Here is a 24,983-nt window from a genome sequence, read left to right as displayed (position 1 = left end):
CGATCGCTTCGGCCGACGGGAGCTCTGAGAACCTCAACACAACTTCATCAGGAGAAGATCATGAATCGGCTTACCTCCAGCTTCGTTCTCACAGCGCTTATTACGTTCTCACTTACACCGGCTCCTCTCGCGGCTCAGTCAGCGGGGTCGACCAAGATATCTCCACCACTGCTTCCGCTGATCACGAACTATCGGTATTGGCCGGTGCAGTTCGTGCAGTTTGTTGGGCCGGAACTGCCTTACGCAATGATCGAACTGGACGTTGATCCTAGCGACAGCAAGCATCCGCTGCTTTATGTGACGTTGACCGAGCGGGCTTCGGGCAAGCGTGTCCACTACACGAGCAGCGATGCTCTCATCGCGAGCGCCGCTCCTGGCGATGAGACGCACAAGGCCGCCATTGCCTTTGAAGCGGCAGACACGGAAGCCGTAGGTGGCGTGACAACCGTTCGCTTCACCATTGCGGATGGCTCGCCGCTGCAGTGGCGCTTCGTGCAGGGATCAGACATCTCTGAGCAGGGCAGTGGTCTCAATCCTTTTCCCGACACGAAGATTCCAATCTTCGCTTACCGTGAGCAAGGGGCGCTGGCAGGTGAGGGAACGGCGCTACAGATCGGCGCGACGGTCAGCACTGCAGCGGTGTGGACCGAGTACAGCCACCCGCCCTTCTTCGTGCCCTATCGAGGGGCGATTACTGAGAGCGCGCATACGCTGGTCTTCACGCCTGGACATCAGACGTGGACCGTTACCTCCGCTCCCGCTGCGATTGCGGTTGGAGCGAACTGGGAGCTTGATGGAGAGAGTGGCGATCATCGTTCCATCCGCATCGAGAAGATGGATGGAGTTCACGTCACACTCACGTCGACGGACCGGTTTCAGCCGGGGGTTCGTTGCACGCTGATCGCGACGCATACGGATGCTGGCTGGAGCATTGAGCAGGCGCGCTTCGCCCCCGTGCGAGATGGCGAGAAGCACGCTTTGACGCTGCAGTTTGCGACGCCGCTCTCGCCGAGCGCACACCAGGTGGAGACGACACTGATGACGGGCAAGAAGAAGGTCATCGCCAGTGGGCATGCTGGTGCGGGTGAGACGACTGGCAATGTGCTTACGTTGGGCTTCTCGACTCCTGCATGGCTCAACGGCAAGACGATGACGGAAGAGCTGGTGAACAAGGATGGGACGGTCGTGCTTACGGCTCACCCGTAACCGGCAACGACGTCACGGTTTCGGCGATTGCTTCATCTTTGGTCCGGTGGATTCGCCGTCGCGCTGTTGCGGCGGCGAGTTCCCGCAGTAGGGTGTGGGTCTCGGGCCAGTCGATGCAGGCATCGGTGATGCTTTGTCCGTAGACAGGAGCCTTGCCGTTGACGAGGCTTTGCGAGCCGGCGACGAGGTTGCTCTCAATCATGACGCCCATGATGTGGTGGTCGCCGCTTGCGACTTGCTCGGCTACGGCCTGCGACACGGCTGCCTGCTTGCGATGATCCTTGCCGCTGTTGGCATGGCTGCAGTCGATCATGATGCGGGGCTTCACACCGGTCTTCTCCATCTGGGCCGCGGTGGAGGCGACCGACGCTGCGTCGAAATTGGTGACCTGACGGCCACCGCGGAGGATGACGTGGCAGTCAGGATTGCCGGAGGTAAGAAGGATGGCGGACTGGCCGGTCTCGGTGGTGCCGAGGAACGTATGCGGATGACTGGCGGAGAGGATGGCTTCGATCGCGATCTGCACGTTGCCGGAGGTGCCGTTCTTGAAGCCGACCGGGCAGGAGAGTCCGGAGGCGAGTTGACGATGGACCTGGCTCTCGGTGGTGCGCGCGCCGATGGCGCCCCAACTCACGAGGTCGGCGACGTACTGTGGCGAGATCATGTCGAGGTACTCGGTGCCGGCGGGCACGCCCATCTCGGCGAGGTCGAGGAGAAGGCGACGCGCCATGCGCAGGCCGTCGCTGATGCGGAAAGACTCATCGAAGTAGGGATCGTTGATGAGGCCCTTCCAGCCGAGCGTGGTGCGTGGCTTTTCGAAGTACACGCGCATGACGATCATGAGATCGCTCGAGAGCTCTGCGATGGCTGCTTTCAGGAGACCCGCATATTCCCTGGCGGCGGCGGGGTCGTGGATGGAGCATGGGCCGACCACGACGACCAGGCGATCATCCTCACCGTTGAGGATGTCGACGATCTGACGGCGCGCCTCGAAGACGGTGCGCGAAGCGTTCTCCGTGAGGGGCATCTCTTCTTCAAGAAAGATGGGAGGGATGACGACTCTGCTGGACGCGATTCGGAGGTTGTTTGTGGGATATGCCATGCCGCTTATCAGGATACTAGGTATGGCAGTCGCCCTCCATTGCGGTTCGGACAGTGGCCGGGGCTGCCTTCGTTCGAGGGACCATTTTCCTCAGCAGGGATGTAGCGAAGATATTCGTACGAAACTTTTCGTTGACATCTACGAAGGTCTTCGGATATTGTCGGGCTCATGAAGAAATCGACGGAAGTTCCGAAGCCGACGGAGGGGGAGCTGGAGCTGCTGTCCATCCTCTGGGAGCGCGGTCAGGCGACGGTGCGGGATGTATTCGTGGCAGTCAACGAACGACGGCCCCTGGTGTATACCGGAGTGCAAAAGCTGATGCAGATCATGCTCGAAAAGGGGCTGGTTTTCCGCGACGATTCCGAGCGCGCGCATGTGTATCGCGCTGCGGTGGCGAAGGAAGAGACGGAGCAGCGGTTCCTGCGCGACCTGAGCGACCGCTTCTTTGCGGGCAGTGCAGGTCAGCTGGCGCTGCGGGCGCTGGAGATGGAGCCGGCCAGCGAGGAAGAGCTGAGCGAGATTCGCAAGCTGATTGCGCGGAAACGTTCCTAGGGAAGGGAAGGCAACGCCATGCAGGTTCTGGGCGAGATCCAAACAGGCGATATGGTCGCGTTGGGCTGGACACTGCTGCACTTCTGCTGGCAGAGCACGGCCATCGCGATTGTTTACGCGCTGGTCGACCGATGCAGCGTGTGGGCAGCAGCTTCGGTGCGATACGGCATTGCACTGGGCGCGCTGGCGTTGATGCCGCTGGTGTTCTTCGCGACCTTTGCGGAGCAGGAGCAGCTTGTCTCGCACGTGCATCCCGATCCGCAGCAGTTTGCCGTGTCGCAACTGGGCGCGATGCATACGGTGTTGATCGAACGACTGCCGGCAGCAGCGCCCGTGGTGAGCAATGGCGAGTTGTGGGTGGCGGAGCATGCGGACCCGCTGCTACCTTGCATCGACAGCCTGTGGCTGGCCGGGGTGCTGCTCCTTGCGCTACGTGCCGGAGGCAGCTGGTGGAAGCTGCAGTCCTTGAGGCGCCGGGCTGAGGAGATGGTTCCGGAAACTCTGCGGACCAGCTTCGACAAGCTGGTCGGTCAATTTCGACTTAGCAGGCGCATTGTGTTGCGGGTTTCGGACGAGGTGATTTCACCGATGGTCTTCGGCATCTGGCGGACGGTGGTGCTGGTTCCGTTGAGCGCCGTGACATCGCTTGCACCGGAGCAACTGGAGGCGGTGCTGGCCCACGAGCTGGCGCACGTGCGGCGATGGGATTACCTGATCAACCTGCTGCAGACTTCGGTGGAATGTCTTTTCTTCTTCCAGCCGGCGGTGTGGTGGGTGAGCCGGCGGGCGAGGGAGTTTCGCGAAGTGTGCTGCGATGAGGTCGCAGCCAAGGCGTGCAGCGCCCCTGTGGTCTATGCCGAAGCGCTGCTTCGTCTGGAAGAACAGCGTGCGCAACATCTGCAGCTTGCATTGGGACTGCATGGAGAGGGTGGAACGCTTTTGAATCGAATTCGAAGGGTGATGGGGGAGAGAGCGATGGAGCCGAGATCGATGAGTGGTGTACGGATGGCGGCAGTTGCGATGGTATTGATGGGCCTGTACATCGTTCCGCAGCTGGCGCATGGCATGAGGTCCGAAAACAGGCAGGCGGATGCCGCGGTTGAGGCGAGTCCAGCGCCGGTGGCTGTTGCGGCGCCGACGGCTGCTGCGCGGCCTGCGGAGGTCGCGGCGCTACCGGAGCCGACTGCCTCGCCGGAGCCTGCCGCGATGCCGGCCCCCGTTTCGGCGCCGATGGCGAATCCGCGGCCCGTGCCGGCTCCGACATTTGAACAAAACGCGGAACAGCAAGGCAGCGGGATTGAGTATCTGCAGAAGATGCGGGATGCCGGTTATCCGCTGGATCTGAACAAGGACCTGGATCAGATCGTCGCGCTGCGGTCGGTGGGTGTTACACCGGAGTACGCGAGGGGTATCGCGCAGGCTGGGCTCGGAACTCCGACGCTTCGCGAGCTGATTTCGCTGAAGTCGATGGGAGTAACGCCTGAATATATTGCGAGCCTGAAGTGTACGGTCCTGGCTCCGGCAAGCCTCCACGACGTGGTCGCGGTCAAGTCCATGGGCATCACGCCGGAGTATGCCAGGTCGCTCGAGTCGCTGGGGCTGGGTACGCCGACGATGCATGATGTGGTCAGCATGAAGTCTGTTGGAGTGACGCCGGAATATATTGCCGCGATGAAGGCAAGTGGGTTTGCTCCGGCGGATCTGCACGAAGCAGTGAGTCTGAAGGCCGTAGGCGTTACGCCGGAGTATGCCCGCGAGATGGCGGCGGCGGGCTTTTCTTCGACGAAGGCGCGCGACTTGATCTCGATGAAGGCTCAGGGCATGACGCCCGACTATGCGAAGTGGCTGAAGGCGACCTTCCCGGATGCGGATAACCATACCGTACGCCAGGCCGCTGTCTTTCACGTCGATGCCGATTTCGTGAGCAAAGCCAAGGCGAACGGGTTCAACAGCACCAGCCTGGACAAGTTGAACAAACTGAAGATCTCGGGCCTGCTCAACTAACAATTTCTCAAACGCAATCCCTGCGGACTTCCTTTTTGGTCTTCGGACCACAGAGGAGAGCTGCGCGCATTTTCAACTGCAACCATCTGTGAGGATCGCCATGAAACATTTTGTAGCTGCTGTTCTTGTTCTTGCTTCGTCGGGGAGCTGCCTTGCACAGGCGATGTCCGGTCTCTGCATGGTCTCGATATCCCAGCGGATCGATAAACCAAGTACGGCACAGGTCACACTGTCTGAGAGCAATTGCGAGAAGGACACTAGAGGTTGCATGGAGATGTCCAACTCCCACCTGGAATGGAGCCGGTGGGAGGGAGTGTCTCCGCAGGCGCTTGAGGGCGAGGGTGGGAAGCTTGCTGCGAATATTACGGGTGATGCAGGCGACCTTGTGTGCGACGGAATCGTCCACGATGGTGTGCTTTCGGGACGCTTTCGTTTCACCGCGAGCGAGACTTACCCGCAGGTAATGGATGCGCTGGGATTCGACGGCATCACGCCGCGCAAGCAGCTCAGCTTCCTGATGCTGGACATTACACCAGCCTGGGCCGAGGAGATGAAGGCGCTTGGCATCATCGATCTGACTACGAATAAGCTCACCGGCCTGCGAGCTCTTCATGTCGATGCCGAGTACGTGCATGCGATGGCCGCTGCGGGTTACCCGGAACTTAGCGCAGGCAAGCTTACGGAGATGAAAGCCATCGGTGTGACTCCGGAGAAGGCAAGAGAAGCGCGGGCGATGGGCTTCCAGCCGACGGAGCAGGAGCTGATCCAGATGTCGATCTTCAAGATTGACCGGCCGTTTGTCGATCGGATGCGCGCCCGAGGGCTGCAGAACCTTACGCTCGCGAGCCTGATCAAGATCAAGATCTTCAAGCTCGATAACTGACCTGCGGTATGTGACGAACGCGAAGAAAGTACAGGGAGGAATGATGTACCCAACGAAGCTGATCGCCGCCGCTCTGTGCTTCGCCGTCTCCTTGTCTGCGATGATTTCGCGACCGCACACAACCGTCCGCTACCATCTTGCGCAGTTCTGGACGCCCGGCGCGGGGCAATCTGCCGGCTCTGGGGACAGCATTGCGAGGAGGTTGGTTATACGGGCTCGAACGGCGTCCTGGGACTTCGCCTTCAACTGCAGTGAGGGGCGTTGCAGATTCGAGGGCTCACGACATCCGCGTGATCGCGGCGACACGGGTGATGTGACCATCGCGGCGTTCTTCAGCGGCGATCGCTCCTAAGTTGCAAATAAGTGATTCGCGGAGCTCCTGACGTCCAGCTCGGGCGCTGGCTTTTCCGCAAGCGTCAACCCCAACCATGTTTCGCCTTCTTCGAGCGGCTGAACGCGGTCTTCGATGCCTGCGAGGTTGGCGGCGGCGAGGAGACGGGGAAGCGGCTCGGACATGGGCTCGCGGCCGAGGCGGAAGGTGTTGTAGTGCATGGGGATCATCACCTGCGCACCCAGATCCACGAACGCGCGCAGAGCTTCCTCGGGGCTGGTATGGACAGCCCGGTAGCTATCCGGAAAATAGGCTCCGATGGGCAGAAGCGCGACGTCAGGGCGCAAGCGACGGCCGATCTCATGGAAGCCGTTGAAGTAGGCTGTATCGCCTGAGTGATACAACGTGGGCGAGCCGGGAGCCGCGATGGTATAGCCGCCGAAACCTCGGTGCGTGTCGTTGAACATGCGCGCGCCCCAGTGTTTGGCGGGCGTGGCAGTGATAGTGAGACCTTCGAGGAGCGTCGACTCCCACCAGCGAAGCGAACGAATTTCGCTGAAGCCAATGTTGCGAATGAGGTCTTCGACGCCGTTCGGAACGATCGCAACGGGTGCGGGAAGTCTGCGACGTCGCATCTCGCGGACTACTGCCCGGAGCGACGGCAGGTTGAGATGGTCCATGTGTGCGTGTGTGAGCAGAATGGCGTCGATGGGAGGGAGGTCGCGGACCAGGATGCCCGGCCGCCGTTGACGGCGCAGCAGAATCAGCCTGGTGGCGAAGACGGGATCGACGAGGAGGGCGCGACCCGCGATGCGCAGCAGGAAGGAAGAGTGACCGATGAAGGTGACGGCTGTTTGATCGGGGCTAACCGGCACCGGGACCGTACTGTCCCCGGCTATGGGGTTCTCGTGGCTCTCACGGACCAGCCGCCAGAGCTGACGCAGCTTGATCATCCAGAAGGGTAGGTCTCTTGGCATCGCGATTCGCTCGAGGATATAGATGCTGCAAAGCGGCGAAAGAGGCGAGCGAACAGGAGGCCTTTGGTGCAAAGGGCAACGCTGGTGGACTTCCCGGCATTTACGGGAGAACGAGGCGGTACACGACCCTCGAGCGAGTTCGGCGCGATCTAGAGGCCGCGACTGCAATTTGAGGACCCCCGGCCGTCTGGCCGTTCTTGACGATATTTGGGTCCTGAGCGTTTGCAAGTGTCCAGAGAAACCTGGTCATGTATGCGCCGGAGGGGGCGGTAAATGGTGTATCGGGGCAGGGTCCAGGCGGGCCGCCGTAGACGCAGGGTGAGGGCGATCCGAGGGTTGAATTATTGGCGACTGAAGGATTGCCGTGACCGCCGCGTTGGTACCCCGCGATCTGGTGGCAATACATGCAGTTTGAGGTGAGACCGTTTTCGCGAAGCCCTTCGAGATAGGGGTTATAAGCGATGTCGCTCACCGTCCCGGCGTTAACTTGAGGCTGACTTGCCGTTGCGAGCATGTCATAGTGTCCCCACGGACCTAGCGATGCGACGGCAGCAGGCTGGTCGTGGTGTGCCCAATCATCCAGCGGCTGCGGCGACCACCAGAACGTACTCCAGAACCAGTTCCTTTGCTCGGCGGTGATGATATGGACTCCGAGAAGATAGGCGGTCACCTGTTGCCCCGGGACGCACGATCTCAAGGTGGTGGGAACTTCGCCAGCATTGTTGGCAACAATCTGTTCGCACTGAAAGGGATGGTGATAGAAGCAGTTCACCGGTATGGAGTCGCCGTTTGCGACGTTTGCAACGACGCATCCATGGGTTTCGTCGGTGTCGAGCTGGATGCTGACCCAGTTTGGATTCGAGTCGGACGGCAGAGGAAGACCGGATGACGGCTTGGAGCCCGGATTGGCGAAGTTGAATTGGTCGGGATGCTGGAAGTCGGGAGGGTTGACAATTTTCAGAAGTGTTCCCGGGCCACTGGGATTTGCCCCGGGCGCCACGGATGCGAAGCCCCAGATGAGCTTGATGATGACGGCGTTGGTGGGGAATGCCGTCGAACCGGTGCTGAATTGTTCGAGTGCCGCTTCATTGTTGAGGGAGTTTGTGGAGATGAAATTTGCCGCAGCCGGGTTATAGAAGACGGAGGCCAGCTCGCTCGAAGACGCTGTGTCCTTGGGCGCGACCTTGCTCGTGGGTGGCTGGGTGGGACGCAGCTGGACAGCGGTCTCGACGCCAGACCAGGAATGGCTGCCGGATTTGTAGTGTGGAATGAAGTGTGCGGCCGTCGCGTCTACTCCCGAGGCATAGCTGCAGATCCAGCTATTTCCCAGGAGACCTAGGTCGCATTTGTTCTTCCATGGTGGTTTGCCGGACCGGTCGTCCCAGTCGGCGATGTCGCCCGTGCCGACGAGGCTTTGCAGAACGCTCCAGGCATGGAGACGCAGATCGTCTTCGGTTCCTGTTTGCATCTGTAGCGTCACGTCGTTGTCTGGGAGTGGATAGCCCGTGTTGACCTCAGGCGGAGGCGGCGGGACAGCCCGGCCAGAGGGGTGCGACAGGAAGTGAAACCCTGCCGCACCTGCAAGGAGAACGGTAAGTCCTGCGAAGACTTCGCTCAATCGGGGCACGGTGATCTCCTTTGGATACCGCTTTTGCTTCTCTGGTTGGATCCATCGGCTAGCGCAGTACAGCGATTGTGCCCGCAGAGTTGGGACATGGCTGCGGTTCGTAGTCTGCCGTTTTCACAATCGTCTGGAAGACGCCAGCGGCTGCATGGACGGAAGCCTGCAGCGTGCTGTTGTTGAGAATTAGCCCCACGACCGCGTCGATGGTGACGGGATGGGCACCAATGGCGGCGGAGAAGTCGACCTTCTGCTCAGCCGTTAATCCTGGTCCGGCGCTCGGCTCCCAGAACGCCGTGTTGGTGACGAGAAGCAGCCATACCTTGAGCAGTGGGCCGATGTTATCGTCCGTGACGGATACGGCGGTGGTGTTCGCCGGCAGCGCATCGCCGTATAGGCCTTTGTATACGATGGGCATGAGATTCCTCCTTGTTCAATTGGTTGAGGGTTGGGGTTTGCGTTCTGGCGAAAGCAGACCGAAGGGTAAGCGTGAGAGGTCCTCCGCAGGTTGATCGCCGCGGAGTGCGAGGAGCCTCTGCCGGGCGGCCTCGTTGCGGGGATCAGGAGTGCGGTTGAGCGCGAGCCAGGCCTGAAGCTGATCTGTGGCCGAGCCGGGGGGGTGACGGTTTGGCTCGTACCATAGAAAAGTAGGATGGAAGGCGCCCCATGCGTAGCTGTCCGCTGCCTGCTGACGCAGGGAAGAAGCCTTTTCCCGGTTCTGCTCGACGGTTGCGCAGAGAGCATAGGCATCGCCGAGATATTCATGGGACACCGCTGGGGCATCGATGTGCGCAGCTTGCTGGAAGTCACGGAGAGCAGGGCCGCAGTCGTGGTGCAGCAACTCACGCGAGGCCCGTGTTCGGAGTCGAGCCATCTCGAAGAGCGGGCCGGGCTGGTCTCCATCGGCCGCCGGTTCTGCCAACTGCAGGATGGCGTCGATCTGGCGTTGCACGTGTGGCGGGGCGAAGAAGCCGTATCGCGCGAGGAACTGGGATGTGAGCAGCGCGGCATTGGGGGAACGCTCAGATGTGAGAGCGGCACGCGCATCCTCGATGCAGGCATCCCATTGCGAGAGCCTGCATCCCACGGAGCCGCGTTCCATGAGAAACAGCACCTTCTCCGCGTCGTCACCCAATGTCTCTGCGGCGTGCAGGCCTTCGTTCAGAGCCGTGATGGAACGGTCGGGGTGGCCGACCTCACCCTGCAGATCGCTCTCCAGCAGGTAGCTCACGAGGGTTCGATCCCGATCGGTCCCCTGGCGCATCAGGTGCACCTGGACGAGGACGTCTTGAGCATTTGCCTCAGCGAATGCGGCTTCGGCACCGGCCCAGGCCGCGTCCGGCCTCTGCCCGGATGATTTAAGTGCGTCGATCCAGTGTTGCGCTTGGGCGAGGTCGTTGTTGATGAGGGCTAACGATGCGAGAGTAATGAGCACGCTCCGCTGCCCGGGCTTCAGTGCGAGTGCGCGCTCAAGGCATGCCTGTGCTTCCGCATACTTTCCGAGGCGCAGCAGCGGTGCGGCGCGATAGAACCACGCTAGCCAGTCCTCTGGATAGTAGGACGAGAGATCTCGAAACTGCGCCACTGCGGTGGCATCGTCTCGCGTATCGATGGCGTAGATGCCGCGAACGCGGTCCATTTCATAGCGAGTCAGGCGCTGCCGTCCGGCGGTGCTCATAGCCTGGCGGTATGCGGCCAGTGCCTCGGCCCAGCTGCCGGCGGCCATGAGTTGATCGCCTAATCTTGCGGATGCAAGTGCGAATTCAGGATCGATCTGCGTGGCGCGCTGAAGGCCAATGATGCCCTCTTTGCGTTTGCCGGCGCTCAGTGATTTTTCGGCGAGCGTGTACTCCTCGAGCGCCTGCCAGTTGGATGTGGTGGCGTCTTCAGGGGGAATGTCCAGGCGCGCGATGTCGTCTGCGGATTCGCCAGCCTTGGTTCGCACCCAGTCACCGGCGGTGCGAACTGCGGTGAGAGCCTGGGGATCGACGGCAGGCCCGTGGTCTCTCAGCGGCCACTGAAAGGTTTTTGACCAGGCAGCTCGGGGGCGGGTGGGGGTTTGATCGGGTTGTTCCATTCGGATGGAGAGCGTCACGATGTTTCCCGACAAGCTGAGCGAGGGGAAGATGATGCGTACAGCGCCGGCGCGCATGGCGACCTCGCGTGCGGTCATGACGTCCAGCGGGTTGTCAGCGTTCCGGTTCATCGACTGAAGAACCTCTTCGACTCTTATGGGTTCCAGCGAATGGACCTGCTGGGACTGTTGCAGCGTTGAGGAAAGGAATGTGCCAAGGCTGTCCAGGCTGCGGATGCCACTGTGGTTGTCGAGAGGGGCAACATAAATGACAGCTCCCTGTGCGACGGCTGCTGGGATGTCTCGATACATAAGGCGCAGCAGCAGCCAGGAAAGGGACACGAGGAGTGCGAGACCAAGGATGATTGCCGCAAGACGCAAGCGTTGCGCGCGGGTACCGCTTGCGGTGATGAGAGTCTTGAGCCAGGGTGAGCGATTGTGCTGTGGCGGGGGTGTGGACGCAGACGAAGTCTCAGGGGAGGCGGCCTCCAGCGCGTCGAGCAGCGCGCGTGGTCGCGGAGGGCGGCAGGCGGGATCCGGGGAAAGGTTGGTCGTGAGTACGGGGAGCCATGCCGAGGGGATGGTGGACGGCAGCAAATCGCCAAGGGGCACGAATCCGCTGAGCCGCTGCGCGAGGCCGCTCAGCGGATTGTCGCTGCGAAAGACGCGGCGGCCAGAGAGCATTTCGATAAGCACAAGGGTGAACGCGTAGACATCCGTCGCGGGCGTCGCGGGCAAGCCTTCGATCTGCTCGGGTGCCATGTAGGCCAGTGTGCCGAGCGGAAGGCCAGCTTGTGTCACCGCAAGGAGGGTAGGTTCCTTGTCGCTTGCCGCGTCGGCGACCATCTCAAGCCGTGCGAGGCCGAAGTCCATGACAACGGCTTTGAGCGAGTTGGCCTCGATACCGGTGAGCATGATATTGCTGGGCTTGATATCGCGGTGGATGACACCGAGGTCATGGGCAGCTTCGAGCGCGTCCGCCACCTGTCGCGCGATCGTCAGCGCGGGTTCGACGGGGATAGCACCGTGAGCCAAGAGGTGATCTCGCAATGTGGTGCCGCGCAGCAGCTCCATGGTTAGGAACACGATGTCGGCGCCCTCGAATCGCGCACGACCGAAGTCGAAGGTGCGGCAGACATTGGGGTGGGCGACGCGGCGGGCGATGGTGATCTCTCTCCGAAAACGTTCCAAAGCCTCGGCGCGGCTCGAGACTTCCGGTCCGATCAGCTTAAGCGCGACTGGGATGCGGAGCTCGCGATCGAAGGCCTCGTAGACTCGGCCCATGCCGCCTTCGGCCAGAAAGCGAATGATTTCGAAGCGCTCTGCAAGGATCGTTCCATGCGGGAGGTCTGATGGTGGGGGAGTCGAGGCGAGACCAGCCAGATGCGCTTCAGCAGGGTGGTCGAGGAATGAAGCTGCCTGCGCGTCGGCACGCAGGAGGGCATCGACCTGGGAGCAGATCTCGTCGTCGCCTCCGGAGGCCTCGCGGACGAACGCCGCCCGTTCGGCTGGAGGCCGATCCAGAGCGTCATCGAAGATCTGGTTGACTGTTTCCCATCGTTCAGGGTGCATGGCAACGTCAATTCGGCGGAACACTCTGCGAGTTATGGAGCCAATGCGTTGTACAGCCATGCTCTCGCTGCACGCCAATCGCGCTTGACGGTGCGGGCCGAGATGTTGAGAACGCAGCCGATTTCGTCTTCAGAGAGACCACCGAAAAAGCGCATCTCGACGATGTCGGCTTTGCGTTTGTCGAACTTGACGAGTTCGGCGAGCGCGTCATCGAGAGCTATGAGATCGACTGGGCGGGACTGCGCGGCGAGGAGACCCTCGTCGGTGACGACACTGCGGATGAGAGCTCCACGCTTGTCTGCGCTGTCACGGCGCGCCTTGTCGAGCAGGATTTGCCGCATGAGGCGGGAGGCCATGGCGAAGAAGTGCGCGCGGTCGCGGAACTCGATCCGTTCCATCCCCACAAGCTTCAGATAGGCCTCGTGCACGAGAGCGGTGGGCTGGAGGGAATTCTCGGCGCGCTCACGGCGCATGTGTGCCCCCGCGATCCTGCGAAGCTCCTTGTACACGATAGGCATCAGCTGATCGTGTGCCGCGGGGTCTCCCTGCACAAGATGTTGCAGTATCTGTGTGATTTCGGGATTCCCGGGGTCCATGAACGCACTAGCCCTGACCGGAGTGTTGAATCGATGCGGCCATCATAGCACCGGGCCTTTCGGGCCTGGGGCAATCTTCGGATCGAAGTTCCTCAAGCTCCTGCGCCTTCGCTGAAATCGATCCGCGAGCTGCTACGGGCGTTGCACTCGATCCAAGATAGAATGCGCTGCAGCAACGGACAGGTATTTGCGAATCTCGGAGACGACGACGGAACCTTCGCCGACTGCGGAGGCGACCCGCTTCACCGAGTTCGATCTCACATCGCCGACGGCGTAGACGCCCTTCTGGTTGGTTGCGAAGGGGCTGTCGGTGGCGAGGTCTTGGCATAGCTACGTGATCCTGGGTTGGATCCGATCCTGACGAAGACGTTGGAGATCGCGTGATCGCCGGTGACGCCGGTGGTGTGGCAACACCAGGACACTCGGTCGAGCTGACCGTCTCCCTCGAGGCAGACAGGGTCACAGTTCACGAGGATGGAGATAGCCGGAGACCTGGCGATGCGCTGCACCAGGTAATAAGACATCGTGTCTTCCACACTCGTTCCGCGCACGATTAGGTACACAGGGGGAGGCATAGTGCGAGAGGAAGAAAGCAGCGACCGGCTGAGTTGCCGGCCCCGACCACGACGATTTCCTGCCCGTGGTACAGGGCGCTTCCATCGCCGCGGCGGCGTAGTGAATGCCGGAGTGCTCGAAGTGCTACTTACGGTAGCGCCGAAGAATCTTCATCAAGGTTCGAACTATGGGTTGCTGGCGACCCTGGTGAAGGTGTCCGCTCCTAGCATGCGCGGAGAACGAGCGCGATTCCCATACCGCCGCCAATGCAAAGGCTGGCGACGCCTGACTCCTTCTTGTGCCTGCGCAACGCATGCGCCAGCGTAACGACCACACGGGCACCCGAGGCGCCGATCGGATGGCCTAACGCGATGGCGCCACCTGACATGTTGACCCGCTCTGCATCGATGCCAAGATCGCGCACGACGGCCAGGGATTGTGCGGCGAAGGCCTCGTTCAACTCAAAGAGGTCGATGTCCTGTATGTGGAGTCCGGCGCGCTTCAAGGCGAGCGGCACGGCAGCTGCAGGACCGATGCCCATGAACGCAGGGTCGACGCCAATCGTTGCGTGGCTCAGAATCTCTGCCAGGGGCGAAAGTCGGTGCGCCGCCACGTACTCTTCGCTAGCGATTGTAAGCATCGCCGCTCCGTCATTCAATCCGCTCGAGTTACCGGCAGTTATCGTGCCGTCATTGCGCTTGAACACTGGCTTAAGCTTGGAGAGGGCTTCCATGCTCGTGTCGGGCCGAATGCTCTCGTCGCTCTCGATATGCACGGTTCCTTTGCGGCCTGGGACATCGATGGGCACGATCTCACCGGCAAACGCCTTCTGGTAAACGGCTGCTGTGGCGCGGCGATGACTCTCGAGCGCAAAGGCGTCCTGCTCTTCGCGCGTGATGCCCCAGCGCTCCGCGATATTTTCCGCCGTGATGCCCATGTGGTAGCCGTGCGTGGGGTCGGTCAGGCCATCGTGCGTCAGGCTGTCCAGCAGGGAAACATCTCCCATCTTGCGGCCGGTCCGCATGTCCATAGAAAGAAATGGCGCGCGCGACATGCTTTCCGTGCCGCCTGCGAGATATAGGTGCCCATCCCCTGCGGCGATGCCCTGGATGGCGCTTACCAGGGCCTGCATGCCACTGCCGCACACGCGATTGACTGTCTGTCCTGGGACGGTGTGCGGCAGGCCCGCGCGCAGAGCGATCTGTCGGGCAACGTTCATGCCATGGCCGGCCTGGAGCACGTTGCCCACGATGACGTCAGCGATGTCGCTACCCTGGACCGTCTGCAGCAACGGAGCCGTTGCTGCGACGCCAAGATCGACAGCCGGGACATCCTTGAAGGCGCCGAGAAACGAGCCGATAGGGGTGCGGCGTGCCGCGAGGATGAAGGCCTTCATGACTTCGCCCCCACCTTCTCCAAGTCAAAGCGAAGCGCCGCGGCAGTGGTTGCGATGAGCCGCTGCTCGGTCACTCCGGGCGCCAGTTCGCGCACGACAAAGCCGTCACTTGTAACATCCAGCACCGCGAGGTCAGTGATGACGCGCTTCACGACGCCCTTTCCTGTGAGCGGCAGCGTACAAGTCCGGAGAAGCTTTGGCGTACCGTTTTGTGCTGTGTGCTCCATCATTACGAGGACGCGATTTACCCCGGCGACGAGGTCCATTGCGCCACCCATCCCCTTGACGCGCTTCCCGGGGATCATCCAGTTAGCGAGATCTCCGCTCTCTGAAACCTCCATTGCGCCAAGGATGGCCAGGTTGATGTGCCCGCCGCGAATCATCGCGAAGGAGTCAGCGCTGGAGAAAAAGGAGGCACCTGGGACATAGGTCACCGTTTCCTTGCCGGCATTGATGAGGTCCGCGTCGACCTCACTCTCGAGCGGGAACGGCCCCATACCCAACATGCCGTTCTCCGACTGGAGCACAACCGTGATGTCGGCAGGGATGTAGTTGGCGACCAGCGTGGGCATGCCAATGCCGAGGTTGACATAGAAGCCATCGTGTAACTCGAGCGCGGCACGCGCCGCCATCTCGTTTCTTGTCCAGGGCATGCGCTATTCCTTCCGTGTTGTCCTACGCTCGATGCGGCGCTCAGGCGTTGGATTGTGGACGAGACGATGCACATAGACGCCGGGCGTATGAATCGCGTCGGGATCAAGCTCGCCAGGCTCGACGATGATCTCTGCTTCCGCTATCGTGATGCGGCCACAGGTGGCGGCAGCCGGATTGAAGTTGCGCGCCGTGCGGCGATAGATCAGGTTTCCGCGTGTATCGGCCTTCCAGGCCTTTACGAGCGACAGATCCGCACGAATGCCGCGTTCGAGAATGTAGGTTTCGCCATCGAATTGCATCGTCGGCTTTCCTTCTGCGACGACGGTGCCCACGCCTGTGCGCGTGTAGAACGCGGGGATGCCGGCGCCTCCCGCACGCATTCGCTCGGCGAGCGTTCCCTGCGGCGAGAACTCTACCTCCAACTCCCCTTGAAGGAATTGGCGTTCAAACTCGGCATTCTCGCCGACGTAACTGGAGATCATCTTGCGGATCTGCTTGCTCTCTAACAAGAGGCCAAGACCCCATCCATCCACGCCGGCGTTGTTGCTGGCGACGGTTAGATCGCGCACGCCACTGTCGCGAAGCGCCCCAAGTAACATCTCTGGAATGCCGCACAGGCCGAAGCCGCCGACGGCAAGGAGCATGCCGTCGCGCGTGATTCCATTCAGCGCTTCTTCCGCAGACTTGAATAGCTTGTTCATGTGCCCTTTGGTCCTTATTCCTGGCGCAGCTTCTCTGCTCTGCACATTAGAAGTGATATCCGCCGCCGCAGATCAACACTTCACCTGTGACGTAGTCGGAGAGTGGGGAGCAGAAGAAGAGTACGGCACCGGCTGCTTCCTCGGGGGTACCCAGGCGGCCCAGTGGACATGCGGCTGCAAAGGAGTCGAGCATCGCGGGCTGCACGCCGATTGGAATCTCTTTGCCGCTCATGTGGATCGTTCCTTCAGGCTTAAGGGGTTGCAACATGCGAGTCTGAATCAGGCCAAAGCCGACCGCATTCACGTTGATGTTGTACCTGCCCCATTCTTTGGCCAGGGTCTTCGTCAGCCCAATCACTCCGGCCTTGCCTGCGGCGTAGCCGGCCTGCCCGGCGTTCCCAACGGTGCCGGAGATCGAGGTAATATTCACGACCTTGCGCATCACGCGCTGGCCGCTGGCTATCTCTCGCTTGGCGGTCTCCCGAAGGTAGCTGGAAGCCGCACGCAAGAGACGGAAGGGCGCAAGGATATGGATGTTCAACATGGCCAGAAACTGCTCGTCCGATGTCTTCTGGATCACGCTATCCCAGCTGAAGCCAGCGCAGTTGACGACGATGTCGATCGCCCCGAAGGCCTGGAGAGCAGCATCCACGATTTGCTGCGGAACATCGGCCTGCATCAGGTCGCCAGGAACGATTGCGATTCGCTCGGAGTCGCCGAGGGATGTCTTCATCTCGCGTAAGGCCTCCTGATCGACATCGCATGCGAGAACGTTGGCTCCGGCGGATGCGAGGCGCCGCACAATTGCTCTCCCGATTCCTCGTCCAGCTCCAGTCACGATGGCTGACTTGCCGCTGAGCGTGAATGGCGATTCGGGCGTGGCGATGTCTGTTTCTGTCATCGTTGCATGTGCTCCTTTGCGATTACGAACTCCGACACACGGCTCCGGTCTGAGTTCAAAGAAGTCTCGCTCCCGCCTGCTCCCTTTGCAAACGCGGATGCGGATCGACGCGTGTCCACGGTGTGCTTAGTCGATCCGAGATTCCATGATTCTTTGGCGCGCGCACTCCCTTCAGACCATCGAAACGATGCTCTGCGACAGGGATTTGCGGCGAAGACCGATCTCTCGAGTGACTCGGAGCATGGTTCCGCGAAAACATTTCCCGAACGGAATGCTAATGATGCACAATTGAGCTGCACAGGTTCGATTCTGACACAAGAGGGTTCTTTTAGGACAAGGCGTTGGCATGATGGAACTTCCCCTCTGGAGCGAAAAACGGTACGCGCCCTACAAGGTAGCGGCGCTCGTCGAGGTTCTTGCAGAGCAGGGAATTGAGCTTGAAGCAAGCTTGTCTGGCACAGGTCTGACGCCGGAAAGTATCGGGGATCCGGAGACCCGCACGTCCGTCCGACAGTACATTACGGTCTGCCGGAATGCTCTCCAGCTCTCGAAGACCGCCGAGACGCCCTTTCGTACGGGCAGTCGCATTCCATTGTCGGCCTATGGGATGTATGGGTTTGCGCTGGTGTGCAGTCCAACGATCCGCGAGTACTTCCATGTAGCGGTCAAGTACCACCAGCTCGCGACCCCGCTCCTGTCCATGTCGTGGCGTGAGGAGGGTGAGTATGTCTCGTGGGTCTTCCCGATGGATGCTGGGGTCACGCATCCTGACTCGTTGCTACGTTTTCTCATCGAACAACAGCTGACCCAGCTTTCGACGCATCTGCGGGCCGTTGTCGAAGGCGACTCGTACCTGCCTGTGCGTGCGGCACTGTCGTACTCGGCTCCTGAGCATACGCATCTCTATGAGCGCTATCTCGGATGCCCGGTGAGCTTTGATGAGCCAAGGTCGGAGCTTATCTATCCAAGAGCGATCCTCTCCGCGAAACCACGCATGGCGCACGGTCTCACCTCGAAGATCTTGCAGGATACCTGTGATCGGATCCTTGGTGAAGTCAAGACATCGACTGGGGTTTCCGGCGAGGTGTATCAGATCATCGCATCGACGCCTGGACATTCGCCCAGCATGGAGGGTGTCGCGAGGCGGATCGGAACGACCGTGCGGACGCTCAATCGAAGACTCACTACCGAGAGCACCTCTTTCACTCAAATCCTCGATGACGTGCGGTGCAACCTCGCAAGCGAGTACCTCCGGTCTACGAAGTTGAGTATCGACGACATCTCAGAGCTCGTGGGATTCAGCGATGCAGCGAATTTCCGTCATGCGTTTCGCAGATGGACGGGCAGCACGCCGGCACGATTTCGGGCTTGATCAACATGGATGAATCGTCGCGACGCCTTTGACGCCGGCTGGAGTACCAGGCAGTGTTCGAGGCCGTCGTTGACCTATGAGCAGTCGTGTCAGAAAACGACAGCAGAATGTCCGCTGCCAACCTGTCGCATGTTGTCTTCTGCTTCTTATGATCGTTCGGTTCTTGATCCTACTGAGACCGACGATGGCCAAAAGCAAAAACAAGATCATCCTAAGCTGCGCTGTCACCGGTTCCGTCCACACTCCGACCATGTCGGAGTATCTCCCCGCGTCGCCTTGCCAAATCGTGGATAGCGCCGTGGAAGCTGCGGAGGCTGGAGCAGCGATTGTGCATCTACATGCCAGAGACGCTGCGGATGGCAAGCCCACGGGGGATCCAGAGGTGTTCGGGAAGATTTGCGCCGGTGTGGCAGCGCGAACTGACGCGATCGTCAATATTACGACGGGCGGCAGCTCCAACATGGAGATCGAGGAACGGCTGGCTTATCCGCTCCAGGCCAAGCCGGAGATGTGTTCGCTGAACATGGGATCGATGAACTTTTCCATCCATCCGGTAGCTGAACGGATCACAAGCTGGCGATATGAGTGGGAGAAACCGAAGATCGAAGGCATGAAGAGTGCAGTGTTCAAGAATACGTTTGCGGACATTGAGTACATTCTTGCCAATCTAGGGGAAAGCGGCACACGGTTCGAGCTCGAGTGTTACGACGTTGGGCACCTTTACAACCTTGCGCACTTCATCGACCGCGGTGTGATCAAGCCGCCGATCTTCATCCAGGCTGTCTTCGGCATCCTCGGGGGGCTGGGGGCGGACCCGGAGAACCTATTCATCATGCGATCGACGGCCGATCGTCTATTCGGACGTGAGAACTACCATCTCTCCATCCTGGGCGCTGGGCGCCATCAGATGTCACTCCTAACCATGGGGGCCATCATGGGAGCAAACGTGCGAGTGGGGTTGGAAGACAATCTCTATCTCAGCCCTGGCGTAAAGGCGACGAGCAATGCTGAGCAGGTAAAAAAGATCCGCCGCATTCTTGCAGAGCTTTCGTTTGAAATCGCCACACCGTCGGAGGTCAGGGAGATGCTGCATCTGAAAGGCGCTGAGAATGTCCATTTTGCGTGATTGTTCTGGCATGTACCCCGAAACCGGAAAGAAGTTTCATGAGCAATGAACCAAGGATGACGTTCCAGGATCGGTTGTATCCCCCCAGAGGACTGCGGGTCCTGGTGACCGCGGGCGCCTCCGGCATTGGAGCCTCGATTGCCTCTGCCTTTGCCGAGACTGGTGCGGAGATCCATATCTGCGATATTGACGAGAAGGCTTTGGACGCCTTCCGGGAGTGCTCGCCGTCGTGTGAGGCGACCCACGCCGACGTGGCCGATGCTGCGCAGGTGGCAGCGCTGTTCGAAACACAGCGCGCCAGATACGGCGGCCTGGATGTCCTGGTGAACTGCGCCGGCATCGCGGGCCCGACTGCTGGGGTAGAGAAGATCTCAGAACAAGAATGGACGCGTACGATCGACGTAAACCTCAACGGCCAGTACCGTTGTCTGCATCATGCTGTGCCTATGCTGCGGGAGTCCAACTCTGCCAGCATTATCTGCATTTCGTCCGTTGCGGGGCGTGCAGGCATCCCATGGCGAACGCCCTATGTGGCAACGAAGTGGGCGGTCGTGGGGATTGTCAAGTCGCTCGCCATCGAACTCGGCCCAGACAACATCAGGGTAAACGCTGTACTGCCAGGCATCGTCGAAGGTCCGCGAATGGACGGTGTCATCAGTGCTCGCGCTACTTTGGAGGGACTCGACGAGGTTGAGATGCGGGCTGAGTACCTTAAGAGAATTTCGCTAGGTCGCATGGTGACTGCAGATGATGTGGCGCTCACGTGTCTGTTCCTGTGTTCGGAGGCGGGTCGCAATATCTCAGGGCAGACGATCGGCGTGGATGGCAATATCGAGTATTTGTAGTGGTGCGTGAGATGAGCCGTGATGCAGTGATTGTTTCCGTAGCACGAACTCCGATTGGCCGTGCCTACAAGGGGGCATTCAACGCCACTCCTGCCCCAACGCTGGCGGCTCACGCTATTCGTGCTGCGGTGGCACGCGCGGGAGTAGAGCCCGACGCGATCGACGATTGCATTATCGGCTCGGCGATGCCCCAGGGGCTTCAGCATGCGATAGGCCGCACGGCGGCCTTGGCTGCAGGCCTGCCGACCTCCGTCGCTGGGCAGACCGTGGACAGGCAATGTTCGTCAGGCCTCATGAGCATCTCCATGGCGTCGAAGCAGATCGTCATCGACCGAATGGATATCGTCGTGGCTGGCGGCATGGAGTCCATCTCGCTGGTGCAGACGGAGCAGCTCCGGTTTGGGTCGGACCCAGCGCTCGTTGCGCTGCACCCTGACATCTACATGCCGATGATCGACACGGCTGAGGTCGTAGCCCGGCGGTACGGTGTCTCACGGGAACAGCAGGATGAGTATGCATTGCAGTCGCAGCGCCGAACGGCCGAAGCCCAAGCAGCCGGCCGCTTCGACGCGGAGATCATTTCTGTAAGGACGATGAAGTCCGTGACCGACAAGGCCACCGGCGAGACGTCGCTGCAGGAAGTAACGTTGATTCGCGATGAAGGCAATCGCCCTGACACGGACATGGAAGGTCTCCGTGCGCTCAAGCCGGTGAGGCCTGACGGGTTCATCACTGCAGGCAATGCGAGCCAGCTATCTGATGGGGCGTCGGCATGCGTGGTGATGGAGGCGAATGTAGCCGCTACGCACGGGCTTGAACCACTGGGCCGATATTGTGGCATGGCGGTTGCCGGCACAGAGCCTGACGAGATGGGCATCGGCCCGGTCTTCGCGGTTCCCAAGCTTCTGAAGCGCTTCGATCTCAAGATGGACGACATCGGGCTCTGGGAGTTAAACGAGGCTTTCGCCGTGCAGGTGGTCTATTGCCGTGACCGGCTGGGTATCCCCAATGATCGTTTAAACGTCGATGGTGGTGCCATCTCCATCGGCCATCCGTATGGCATGTCTGGCAATCGCATGGCGGCGCATGCGTTGATCGAAGGACGTCGCCGAGGAGTTCGATACGTCGTCGTGACCATGTGCGTGGGCGGCGGCATGGGCGCAGCCGGCTTGTTCGAGGTTCTCTGAGGCAGGAGTTGGTGAGTATGGTTACGAAGACAATATCGCCAGTGGGACCGCCAGTACATGCCGTTGAGGAGACTGTGCAACAACCAGCGCCACCGGGGCGGCGCGCCTGGATTGCGCTTGGCATGCTTTGTTTGGTGTATGTCCTGAACTTCCTCTCCCGGCAATTGCCAGGAATTCTTGCGAAGCCCATCCAGGACAGCCTGCATGTATCGGACGGTCAGCTGGGACGTATTGGCGGCCTTTACTTTGCGCTCTTCTATTGCAGCATCTCGATTCCCGTGGGGTGGCTTGCTGATAAGACGAACAGATCGAAGGTCCTAGCGATCGCTTGTGCGATCTGGAGTGCGGCAATCATGTGTTGTGGCGGCGCGGCTAACTATCTGCAGTTCGCCATCGGCTATATGACGGTGGGCTTCGGGGAGGCCGGCGGTGTTCCCCCATCGTATTCGATCATCTGCGACTATTTTCCACCCGGTCGTCGCGGCAGAGCGTTGGGCCTCTACAACCTCGGACCACCGATTGGAGCGGCGCTGGGCATCGCCTTCGGTGCTTCGATCGCTGCTGCTTTCAGCTGGCGCTATGCCTTTGTGTTTCTGGGCGCGGCCGGTCTCTTTGTGGCGATCGGCGTTGTCGTCCTGGTGCCGGAACCCCGCCGCGGAGGCCTGGATCGGACGTCCCACCCGGGGGGCGGAAGCAAGGCGGGATTCGGGCAGACACTGGCAATGTTCGTCACTCGGCCATCGCTGATGCTTGTGGCACTCGCCAGCGGAGCTAACCAATTCATCACCTATGGTCTGACAAATTTTGCAGTTCTCTTTCTCATGCGTGAAAAAGGGATGAAGCTCAACCAGGTCGCCGTATATTACGCGCTGGTTGTCGCAATCGGGATGGGTGGAGGAATCTTCGCCGCCGGCCCGTTGATCGACCGGTTCACACGGCGTTCGAAACAGGCGTATGCCCTGGTGCCCGCGGCTTCGCTGAGTCTTGCTCTGCCGTTTTATCTTGCGTTTGTCTGGTCGCCCACCTGGCGACTCGCATTGATCTTCCTCACCCTTACGATGTTTCTGAATTACTTCTATCTCACGTCGGCGGTGACATTGGTGCAGGAGGAAGTCAGGCCAGATCAACGCGTCATGTCGGGCGCACTACTCCTGCTGATCATGAACCTAATCGGCCTTGGTCTTGGCCCCACTTTTGTGGGTGCGGCCAGCGACCATTTCCACGCAATCCATCCTCATCACTCGTTGCAGATCGCACTGTACCTGCTCGCGCCTTTGTATGTTGTGGCGGTCTTGCTCTTCCTGGCATTGGCGCGCGTACTTCGAAATGAATCCCGTTCCGATGGAGATATAGTCCAATGATCCTATTTCGTCGTTTGCTTATGTGGACCGCAGTCGCGGTCAGCATCAGTCCCATGCCTTTGCATGGTGCCGAGAAAGGCCATCCGATCGTAGACGCTCCGGCGGGCGTTATCGAGGGCAAGATCGAAGGCAATCTTCGTGAGTTTAAAGGCATTCCTTATGCGTTGCCGCCGGTTGGCACGGCGCGATGGAAGCCACCTATCCCGATGCCGCGGTGGCCGGGTGTCCGAAGGGCAATTAGCTTCGGGCCGGCATGTTTCCAGCCGACATCCAAACTCTCAAGCGTGTATGTGACCGATCCGATGCCGATGAGCGAGGATTGCCTCACGCTGAATGTTTGGACGCCCAAAGAAACACACAATGCGCCAGTTCTTTTGTGGATACACGGCGGCGCTCTCACTTCGGGATCGAGCAGGGATCCGCTCAATGACGGCTCGCGGTTGGCGGATCGGGGCATCGTTGTGGTCTCAATCAACTATCGTCTGGGTGTTCTGGGGTGGCTTGCGCATCCCGATCTCAGCCGTGAGTCGCCGTTGGGGGTGTCGGGCAATTATGGTTTGCTCGACCAGATCGAGGCACTGCAGTGGGTTCGGCGCAATATCGGTGCTTTCGGTGGAGATCCTTCAAATGTAACGATTGCAGGAGAATCAGCAGGGGCGCTCAGCGTCATGTACCTGATGGCTTCGCCTCCCGCGCAAGGTTTGTTCGCGAAGGCCATTCTGGAGAGCGCGTACATGATCTCCACGCCCGAACTGAAGCAGCGCAGCTTCGGCTCGGCCTCCGCCGAAGAGAGTGGAACGCATCTGGCTGTCGCGCTCAAAGCTCCAAATATCGCGGCGATGCGGGCAATGGATGCCTCTACGCTGACGAATGCTGCGCCGCCAGCCGGGTATGCGCCGTGGGGCACGATCGATGGGCACCTGATGCTGCGTCAACTGGTCGATGTCTTCGATCGTGGCGAACAGTCGCATGTGCCGCTGCTCGCTGGGTTCAACAGCGGAGAGATCCGATCGTTGCGGGTTCTCGCCCCACCTCCTCCTGCGAGTGCCGCAGAGTATGAGGCTATCATTCGCGACCGGTATCTCGATCTCGCCAAGGAATTCCTGCAGCTTTATCCCAGCACCAACATGCAGGAGAGCATCCTGGCGACCACGCGAGATGGTCTGTATGGATGGACGGCGCAGCGGTTGGTGAGAAAACAAACAGCGGTCGGGCAGCCATCGTTCCTCTACTTCTTCGATCATGGCTATCCGGCTGAAGAGACCGCTAATCTGCACGGCTTTCATGCCAGCGAACTGCCCTATGTCTTCGGGACGTTCGGTGCGACACCGCCGCTCTGGCCAAAGGTTCCTGACACGCCGCAGCAGCGGAAGCTCTCGGACGCGATGATTGGTTATTGGACCTCCTTCGCGCGGACGGGCCAGCCACAGGCAGCCGGTGAACCGGACTGGCCGGTGTTCGGACCCACGGGCGCCTACATGGCGTTCGAAGAAGGTCCGAGGCCATCCGATCATCTCCTGCCAGGCATGTATGAGTTCAATGAAGAAGTTGTCTGTCGGCGTCGCGCGAGCGGGGAGATTGCATGGATCTGGAATGTTGGCTTGTATTCACCCAAACTTCCGCCTCAGCAGGCGCAGTGCGAGCCATGATGCGATGAACGGTGCAGGCCGCTGCAGCCAGAGTGGTGAATCGCCGTGTGGATGAAACCTCTTTCGAGAAGGGATAGGAGTTCGTTGTCGCAAAGCCCTTCTGTACACGTTTGGCTTGGGGAATTTGTGCCGGAGTCGCCACACCGACGCGTCGTTCGACGTCGGTCCGACCCGCTATGCTCTGTCGACTTAGCTGCCAAAAGCGATCGAGTTTCTTTTGCAGGCGCGGTGTCGGTAAATGACATGAAAATGTCTCCTCAGAACCTGTCCTGTCCTACTTTTATTTCTTTACTATTCGCCAGATTTGAAGAGGCCACA

At 60.2% G+C, this 24,983-nt stretch carries 20 protein-coding genes; 10 read left to right on the top strand and 10 right to left on the bottom strand.

The window, feature by feature from the left end:
- Positions 1-60 precede the first annotated feature (60 nt).
- On the top strand, positions 61-1,206 hold the full coding sequence (locus AC5E6W_RS17720) for a hypothetical protein (protein WP_491753661.1): 1,146 nt from the start codon (positions 61-63) through the stop codon (positions 1,204-1,206).
- Here AC5E6W_RS17720 and AC5E6W_RS17715 read toward each other — a convergent pair.
- Positions 1,190-2,308 (bottom strand): 3-deoxy-7-phosphoheptulonate synthase, encoded by a 1,119-nt coding sequence (locus tag AC5E6W_RS17715; RefSeq protein ID WP_491753660.1) that lies wholly within the window; start codon positions 2,306-2,308, stop codon positions 1,190-1,192. The two genes, AC5E6W_RS17720 and AC5E6W_RS17715, sit on opposite strands and share 17 nt — an antisense overlap.
- Before the next feature lie 168 nt (positions 2,309-2,476).
- On the opposite strand from AC5E6W_RS17715, the gene AC5E6W_RS17710 reads away from it, so the two are divergent.
- The 3 genes from AC5E6W_RS17710 to AC5E6W_RS17700 all read left to right on the top strand — a co-directional run bounded on the left by AC5E6W_RS17710 (position 2,477) and on the right by AC5E6W_RS17700 (position 5,747).
- Positions 2,477-2,860 carry a BlaI/MecI/CopY family transcriptional regulator gene (locus tag AC5E6W_RS17710; RefSeq protein ID WP_491753659.1) on the top strand — a complete coding sequence of 128 codons (384 nt, stop codon included), beginning with the start codon at positions 2,477-2,479 and terminating at the stop codon, positions 2,858-2,860.
- Positions 2,861-2,878: 18 nt separating this feature from the next.
- Positions 2,879-4,864: a M56 family metallopeptidase gene (locus AC5E6W_RS17705; protein WP_491753658.1), complete on the top strand. Its 1,986-nt coding sequence runs from the start codon at positions 2,879-2,881 to the stop codon at positions 4,862-4,864.
- A 274-nt stretch (positions 4,865-5,138) separates the two neighbouring features.
- Positions 5,139-5,747 carry a hypothetical protein gene (locus AC5E6W_RS17700; protein WP_491753657.1) on the top strand — a complete coding sequence of 203 codons (609 nt, stop codon included), beginning with the start codon at positions 5,139-5,141 and terminating at the stop codon, positions 5,745-5,747.
- A gap of 348 nt (positions 5,748-6,095) precedes the next feature.
- Here AC5E6W_RS17700 and AC5E6W_RS17695 read toward each other — a convergent pair whose 3' ends face one another.
- The 9 genes from AC5E6W_RS17695 to AC5E6W_RS17655 form a co-directional block, all read right to left on the bottom strand.
- Entirely contained in the window at positions 6,096-7,055 is a 960-nt protein-coding gene (locus tag AC5E6W_RS17695; RefSeq protein ID WP_491753656.1) for an MBL fold metallo-hydrolase, read from the bottom strand.
- A 100-nt stretch (positions 7,056-7,155) separates the two neighbouring features.
- Positions 7,156-8,682, bottom strand: coding sequence for a hypothetical protein (locus tag AC5E6W_RS17690; RefSeq protein WP_491753655.1), 1,527 nt, complete (start codon positions 8,680-8,682; stop codon positions 7,156-7,158).
- 49 nt (positions 8,683-8,731) lie between these two features.
- On the bottom strand, positions 8,732-9,094 hold the full coding sequence (locus AC5E6W_RS17685) for a hypothetical protein (protein ID WP_491753654.1): 363 nt from the start codon (positions 9,092-9,094) through the stop codon (positions 8,732-8,734).
- A gap of 15 nt (positions 9,095-9,109) precedes the next feature.
- Positions 9,110-12,322: a protein kinase domain-containing protein gene (locus tag AC5E6W_RS17680; protein ID WP_491753653.1), complete on the bottom strand. Its 3,213-nt coding sequence runs from the start codon at positions 12,320-12,322 to the stop codon at positions 9,110-9,112.
- 32 nt (positions 12,323-12,354) lie between these two features.
- Positions 12,355-12,918, bottom strand: coding sequence for a sigma-70 family RNA polymerase sigma factor (locus tag AC5E6W_RS17675; protein WP_491753652.1), 564 nt, complete (start codon positions 12,916-12,918; stop codon positions 12,355-12,357).
- A 778-nt stretch (positions 12,919-13,696) separates the two neighbouring features.
- Positions 13,697-14,869: a thiolase family protein gene (locus tag AC5E6W_RS17670; RefSeq protein ID WP_491753651.1), complete on the bottom strand. Its 1,173-nt coding sequence runs from the start codon at positions 14,867-14,869 to the stop codon at positions 13,697-13,699.
- Positions 14,866-15,522, bottom strand: a complete 657-nt coding sequence (locus tag AC5E6W_RS17665; RefSeq protein WP_491753650.1) for a CoA transferase subunit B — start codon at positions 15,520-15,522, stop codon at positions 14,866-14,868. Before AC5E6W_RS17665 ends, AC5E6W_RS17670 begins: the two co-directional genes overlap by 4 nt.
- A 3-nt stretch (positions 15,523-15,525) precedes the next feature.
- Entirely contained in the window at positions 15,526-16,224 is a 699-nt protein-coding gene (locus tag AC5E6W_RS17660) for a CoA transferase subunit A (RefSeq protein ID WP_491753649.1), read from the bottom strand.
- Positions 16,225-16,270: 46 nt separating this feature from the next.
- Positions 16,271-17,125 (bottom strand): SDR family NAD(P)-dependent oxidoreductase, encoded by an 855-nt coding sequence (locus AC5E6W_RS17655; protein WP_491753648.1) that lies wholly within the window; start codon positions 17,123-17,125, stop codon positions 16,271-16,273.
- 346 nt (positions 17,126-17,471) lie between these two features.
- Here AC5E6W_RS17655 and AC5E6W_RS17650 point away from each other — a divergent pair, with 346 nt between their 5' ends.
- The 6 genes from AC5E6W_RS17650 to AC5E6W_RS17625 all read left to right on the top strand — a co-directional run bounded on the left by AC5E6W_RS17650 (position 17,472) and on the right by AC5E6W_RS17625 (position 24,665).
- Positions 17,472-18,497, top strand: coding sequence for an AraC family transcriptional regulator (locus AC5E6W_RS17650; protein ID WP_491753647.1), 1,026 nt, complete (start codon positions 17,472-17,474; stop codon positions 18,495-18,497).
- A 76-nt stretch (positions 18,498-18,573) separates the two neighbouring features.
- Positions 18,574-19,623, top strand: a complete 1,050-nt coding sequence (kce, locus tag AC5E6W_RS17645) for a 3,5-dioxohexanoate:acetyl-CoA acetone transferase (RefSeq protein ID WP_491753646.1) — start codon at positions 18,574-18,576, stop codon at positions 19,621-19,623.
- Positions 19,624-19,679: 56 nt separating this feature from the next.
- Entirely contained in the window at positions 19,680-20,468 is a 789-nt protein-coding gene (locus tag AC5E6W_RS17640) for an SDR family oxidoreductase (RefSeq protein ID WP_491753645.1), read from the top strand.
- 11 nt (positions 20,469-20,479) lie between these two features.
- Positions 20,480-21,655 carry an acetyl-CoA C-acyltransferase gene (locus tag AC5E6W_RS17635; protein WP_491753644.1) on the top strand — a complete coding sequence of 392 codons (1,176 nt, stop codon included), beginning with the start codon at positions 20,480-20,482 and terminating at the stop codon, positions 21,653-21,655.
- 74 nt (positions 21,656-21,729) lie between these two features.
- Entirely contained in the window at positions 21,730-23,016 is a 1,287-nt protein-coding gene (locus tag AC5E6W_RS17630; RefSeq protein WP_491753643.1) for a spinster family MFS transporter, read from the top strand.
- A complete protein-coding gene (locus tag AC5E6W_RS17625; RefSeq protein ID WP_491753642.1) occupies positions 23,013-24,665 on the top strand; it encodes a carboxylesterase/lipase family protein in 1,653 nt (550 codons plus the stop codon). Before AC5E6W_RS17630 ends, AC5E6W_RS17625 begins: the two co-directional genes overlap by 4 nt.
- Positions 24,666-24,983 lie beyond the last annotated feature (318 nt).

Source organism: Bryocella sp. (genome assembly GCF_058498515.1).
Note: the sequence above shows the minus strand (reverse complement) of the source record. Positions and strands in the feature narration are given on the sequence as shown.

What these genes read in the sequence shown, in the direction of transcription:
- AC5E6W_RS17720 (WP_491753661.1), top strand. Translation starts at nt 61, where the DNA reads ATGAATCGGCTTACCTCCAGCTTCGTTCTCACAGCGCTTATTACGTTC.
- AC5E6W_RS17715 (WP_491753660.1), bottom strand. Translation starts at nt 2,308, where the DNA reads ATGGCATATCCCACAAACAACCTCCGAATCGCGTCCAGCAGAGTCGTC.
- AC5E6W_RS17710 (WP_491753659.1), top strand. Translation starts at nt 2,477, where the DNA reads ATGAAGAAATCGACGGAAGTTCCGAAGCCGACGGAGGGGGAGCTGGAG.
- AC5E6W_RS17705 (WP_491753658.1), top strand. Translation starts at nt 2,879, where the DNA reads ATGCAGGTTCTGGGCGAGATCCAAACAGGCGATATGGTCGCGTTGGGC.
- AC5E6W_RS17700 (WP_491753657.1), top strand. Translation starts at nt 5,139, where the DNA reads ATGTCCAACTCCCACCTGGAATGGAGCCGGTGGGAGGGAGTGTCTCCG.
- AC5E6W_RS17695 (WP_491753656.1), bottom strand. Translation starts at nt 7,055, where the DNA reads ATGCCAAGAGACCTACCCTTCTGGATGATCAAGCTGCGTCAGCTCTGG.
- AC5E6W_RS17685 (WP_491753654.1), bottom strand. Translation starts at nt 9,094, where the DNA reads ATGCCCATCGTATACAAAGGCCTATACGGCGATGCGCTGCCGGCGAAC.
- AC5E6W_RS17680 (WP_491753653.1), bottom strand. Translation starts at nt 12,322, where the DNA reads ATGCACCCTGAACGATGGGAAACAGTCAACCAGATCTTCGATGACGCT.
- AC5E6W_RS17675 (WP_491753652.1), bottom strand. Translation starts at nt 12,918, where the DNA reads ATGGACCCCGGGAATCCCGAAATCACACAGATACTGCAACATCTTGTG.
- AC5E6W_RS17670 (WP_491753651.1), bottom strand. Translation starts at nt 14,869, where the DNA reads ATGAAGGCCTTCATCCTCGCGGCACGCCGCACCCCTATCGGCTCGTTT.
- AC5E6W_RS17665 (WP_491753650.1), bottom strand. Translation starts at nt 15,522, where the DNA reads ATGCCCTGGACAAGAAACGAGATGGCGGCGCGTGCCGCGCTCGAGTTA.
- AC5E6W_RS17660 (WP_491753649.1), bottom strand. Translation starts at nt 16,224, where the DNA reads ATGAACAAGCTATTCAAGTCTGCGGAAGAAGCGCTGAATGGAATCACG.
- AC5E6W_RS17655 (WP_491753648.1), bottom strand. Translation starts at nt 17,125, where the DNA reads ATGACAGAAACAGACATCGCCACGCCCGAATCGCCATTCACGCTCAGC.
- AC5E6W_RS17650 (WP_491753647.1), top strand. Translation starts at nt 17,472, where the DNA reads ATGATGGAACTTCCCCTCTGGAGCGAAAAACGGTACGCGCCCTACAAG.
- kce (WP_491753646.1), top strand. Translation starts at nt 18,574, where the DNA reads ATGAGCAGTCGTGTCAGAAAACGACAGCAGAATGTCCGCTGCCAACCT.
- AC5E6W_RS17640 (WP_491753645.1), top strand. Translation starts at nt 19,680, where the DNA reads ATGACGTTCCAGGATCGGTTGTATCCCCCCAGAGGACTGCGGGTCCTG.
- AC5E6W_RS17635 (WP_491753644.1), top strand. Translation starts at nt 20,480, where the DNA reads ATGAGCCGTGATGCAGTGATTGTTTCCGTAGCACGAACTCCGATTGGC.
- AC5E6W_RS17625 (WP_491753642.1), top strand. Translation starts at nt 23,013, where the DNA reads ATGATCCTATTTCGTCGTTTGCTTATGTGGACCGCAGTCGCGGTCAGC.